Annotated in this window: 5 protein-coding genes; all 5 read left to right on the forward strand. The window is 68.6% G+C overall.

What is annotated here, in order from left to right:
• On the forward strand, positions 1-492 hold a 492-nt coding region (locus G3N96_RS37820), incomplete at its 5' end, for a hypothetical protein (RefSeq protein WP_206140400.1).
• Positions 489-1,019, forward strand: a complete 531-nt coding sequence (locus G3N96_RS37825; RefSeq protein ID WP_206140401.1) for a hypothetical protein — start codon at positions 489-491, stop codon at positions 1,017-1,019. The genes G3N96_RS37820 and G3N96_RS37825, both read left to right, overlap by 4 nt.
• Positions 1,016-1,570, forward strand: coding sequence for a hypothetical protein (locus tag G3N96_RS37830; protein ID WP_206140402.1), 555 nt, complete (start codon positions 1,016-1,018; stop codon positions 1,568-1,570). The genes G3N96_RS37825 and G3N96_RS37830 overlap by 4 nt, the downstream gene beginning before the upstream one ends.
• Positions 1,570-2,046, forward strand: a complete 477-nt coding sequence (locus G3N96_RS37835) for a hypothetical protein (protein ID WP_241023022.1) — start codon at positions 1,570-1,572, stop codon at positions 2,044-2,046. Before G3N96_RS37830 ends, G3N96_RS37835 begins: the two co-directional genes overlap by 1 nt.
• Positions 2,047-2,077: 31 nt before the next feature.
• On the forward strand, positions 2,078-3,994 hold a 1,917-nt coding region (locus G3N96_RS37840; protein ID WP_206140404.1), incomplete at its 3' end, for a secretin N-terminal domain-containing protein.

A 3,994-nucleotide genomic window follows, 5' to 3' on the forward strand; every position in this document is an offset into this window, starting at 1 on the left:
TCAACCGCGGCCGCTCGCGCCCCCCCGTGGCACGCGGGGCCGCTGCGGACTCCCCGCGAAGGCGGGCGGCGCGGCCGCGCCCAGCTCGCGGTGGCGGCTTGCGACACGTTGCTCGTGTCGCTCGACGAGACGTGCCGCGCAGCCGGCTGGCGGCTCGTCAGCATGCGCGACGCGCTGTCGGTGGCGCTCGCCACGCATGCGAAGCACCTGAGCGGCGACGACTACCGCTATGCATTGCTGCAGCCGCGCATCGTCACGTGCGTGTTCCGGCGTGCGGGCGAGTGGGCCGACGTGGTCACGCTGCCGCGCGCGGGGGGCAGCCGGCTTGACGACTGGTTCGCGGCCGCGGCGTTGATGGCCGGACAGCCGCTGGCCGGCGCGGCCTTCGCGAGCGCACTCGACGGCACGCTGCCGAGTGCGGCTGCCGACGGCGTCACGTTGCTCGACGACGGCATGGACCGGTCCGTGCACACGCAGGAGGAGCCGGCATGAAGCGCCCGAATGAACTGGATTTCGTGGCGCCTCGCACGCGTGTCACGCCGTGGGCGGCCGTCGCGCTGTGCTGCGCGCTGGTGACCGGCGCGTTCGTCGCGAGCGAGTGGTCCAACGTCGAGCAGTTGCGCGACGAGGTCGACAGTATCGAAAGCCGCATCGACCAGCGCCAGCGCGCGATCGAGCGCGAGCAGCGCCGGCAGAAGAACATGACGGCGGAGGAGCGCCGCATCGCGCGCGTGCTCGACCAGCAGCGCACGAGTGCGACTGGCGCGGGGCCGGCGGTGATCGACTGGATCGAGCACGCGTGGACGCCGCAGATCGCGCTGAAGCTGCTGACGGTCGACAAGGCCGGACAGGAAGCGCGCCTCGAAGGCGGTGCCGCGCATCTGTCGCACATCTACATGTTCGTCGACCGCCTGAAGGACCGTCACCCCGACCGCGAGGTCCGCCTGCTGCAGCACCGGACGAAAGCCGAGGACGGCAAGAACATTTTCTACTTCAGCCTGAACATCGAACACCCATGACGAACCTGAAATCAATCGACATGACCGCGCTCGCCGAGCGGCTGCGCTGGGGCGCCTATGCGGCGTCCCGCAAGCTGGGCATGCCGGGGCTGGTGGCAGGGGGGCTCGTCGTGGCGCTGATCGGCGTGCACGCGTGCTACCTGCAGCCGGGCGCCGAGCAGCTCGAGGCCGATCGCGACGCGCGGACGAAGGCGCTGGCCGCGTTGCCGAAGCCGGGCCAGAAAGCCGGTCACGGCGGCATGACGCTGCAGCAGGTGCAGCAACTGCGCAGCACCGAGCAGGCGTACTCGATCTTCCAGATCCTGTCCCAGCACGGCATGGATCGCAAGCAGGCGACCTATCGCCGCGAAGTCGAAGTGCAGGGCAAGCTGCGCCGGCTCACGATCAACGTCGCGCTGTCCGGCAGCTATGTCGGGCTGCGCGAAGCGATCCGCGAGATTACGCAGCAGCCGATGGTACGCATCGAGGGACTGTCGGTCGAGCGTGAGCGGATCGACAGTCCCAACGTGATCGCCGACCTGCGGGTCAGCCTGCTGGGGCCGGATGCATGATGCGCGCGCCCCTGATCCCGATCGCGGCCGCGCTCGCGCTGGCTGCCGCGTGTGTCGCCGGCGGCAGCGCGGCGAACGAAACGCACGCGCTGGAACCGATCGTAGACCTCTTTCCCGCGCAGAGCTGGGCCTCGCTCGGCGCGGAGGCGGCGACCGACGCCGAGCCGCCGCCCGACGCGGCGCCCGAGCCCGACATGCCGCCGCTCGACACGCCGATCGACGCGCCACCGGTTGCGTTGGCGCCGTTCGACATTGCCGGCGAGTGGCGCGAGGACGGTCATCGCATCGTCGTGCTGGACGGCGCGGGCAAGACTTTCCTGCTGTGCGAATCGCGTTGCGGCGTGCGTGACGCGGTGCTGCCGGGCGGCGAGATCGCCGAAGGCTACCGGCTGAAGAAACTGGGCAAACAGGGCGCGGTGATCGTGACCCGTGGCAGCGCCGATATCGAGCTGTCGCCGCCCGTCCCGATTCCATGAACCCCGATTTGAACCTGTCCCGAACACCATCATGAAACGTAAACTCAGTCTTTTGCTCCTGATCTCGGCGCTCGCGCTGACAGGATGCGCGAGTACCCCGTTCAACGCCGCGCCTGCCGCCGCCACGACACCCGCCGAGCGCCTCAGCACGCTGCAGCAGCAGAAGCAGGCCGCGCCCGACGACATCGCCCTCACCACCGCCGTCGAGGGCAGCCGGCAGGAGTATGTGCGCGCCGAGCTGAAGGCAGCCGACCGCCAGGTCGCGCAGGGCAACCATGCCGCCGCGATCGACCACCTGAACAACGTGCTGCGCGAGGAGCCGGGCAACTTCAAGGCCAGCCAGTCGCTCGAGCAGGTCAAGCGCCGCCAGCAGATGTCGGTCGACCTCGCGCGCGCGCAGCGCATCGGCGGCGAGAAGCCGCAGGAAGCGCTCGAGATCGTGCGGCGGATTCTCGCCGAGCAGCCGAACCATGCGGACGCGAAGCGCCTGCGCGATACGCTCCTGAATCAATCGCAGGCCGGCCGCACCGTGCGCCCGCAACTGGCCGACGCGCTGCGCAAGCCGGTGTCGCTCAACTTCAAGCAGCAGCCGCTCATGAACATCTTCGACGTGATTTCGCGCGTGTCCGGCGTGAACTTCGTGTTCGACCGCGACGTGGATACCAGCCAGCCCGCGACGCTGTTCGCGGAGCGCACGACCGCCGAAGACGCGATCAACCTGCTGCTGCGCACCAACCAGCTCGAGAAGAAGGTGCTCGACAAGCACACGCTGCTCGTCTACCCGTCGCAGCCGGACAAGGCGCGCAACTACACGGAGTTCGCGATTCGCACGTTCTTCCTGTCGCACGCGGACGCGAAGTCGGTGATGGCCGCGCTGCGCCAGATGATCAAGCCGAAGGACGTCTACGTGGACGAGCGCGTGAACGCGGTCGTCATGCGCGACACGCCGGAGACGATCCAGGTCGCGGAGCGCGTCGTGATGGGCCTCGACATCCCGCAATCGGAAGTCACGCTCGACGTCCAGGTGCTGGAGGTCAACATGAACGACAGCCTCGATCTCGGCGTGCAATATCCCGGCAAGGTCCAGTTCAACGCGCTGGGCAGCGTGGAAGGCGGCGCACTGACGCTCGGCGACCTGCTGCGCCTGAATCGCGATCGCGTCGGCGTGTCGAGCGAATCGGGCGGGCTCGCGCTCGCGATCGACATGTTGCAGAAGCAGGGCAAGACCAAGACGATCGCGAATCCGAAGATCCGCGTGCGCAACATGGAGAAGGCCAACATCAAGATCGGCGAGCGCGTGCCGATCGTCACGACCACCAATGCGAACGGTGTCGTCACCGAATCGGTCAGCTACCAGGACGTGGGCCTGATGCTGAAGGTCGAGCCGCGCATCAGCCTGAACGAGGAGGTGAGCGTCAAGGTGAACATGGAGGTCAGCAGCATCCTGTCGAAGGAAACCACGAAGACCGGGCTCGTCGCCTATTCGCTCGGCACGCGCAACGCGGAGACGCTGATGACCGCGAAGAACGGCGAAACGCAGATCCTGGCCGGCCTGGTGAAGCGCAATGAAAGTGAAAGCATCGCGGGGCTGCCGGGCATGTCGGGCCTGCCGGTGCTCGGCCGGCTGTTCGGCTCGAACGGCCGCAGCAGCGAGCGTTCGGAGATCGTGCTGCTGATCACGCCGCATATCGAACGCAATCTCGACCTGCCGACGTCGGCGGTGACGACCTTCCTGTCGGGCACCGAGTCGCGCGTGACCACCGAAGCGCTGACGCTCGAGTCGGCACACGCCGTGCCGGCGCGGGTGACGTCGTCGGACGGCCCGGACCTGAACGCGCCGATCGAGCCGTCGAAGCCCGCGGGCAACGACGCGGGCGCCGAACCGGCCAGCGCCGACGCGGAGCCGCAGGCACCCGCTCAGGCCGAGCAGGGCGACGCGACGAGCCCG

Source organism: Burkholderia sp. Se-20373, from assembly GCF_017104705.1.
In the GTDB taxonomy this organism is placed as follows: domain Bacteria; phylum Pseudomonadota; class Gammaproteobacteria; order Burkholderiales; family Burkholderiaceae; genus Burkholderia.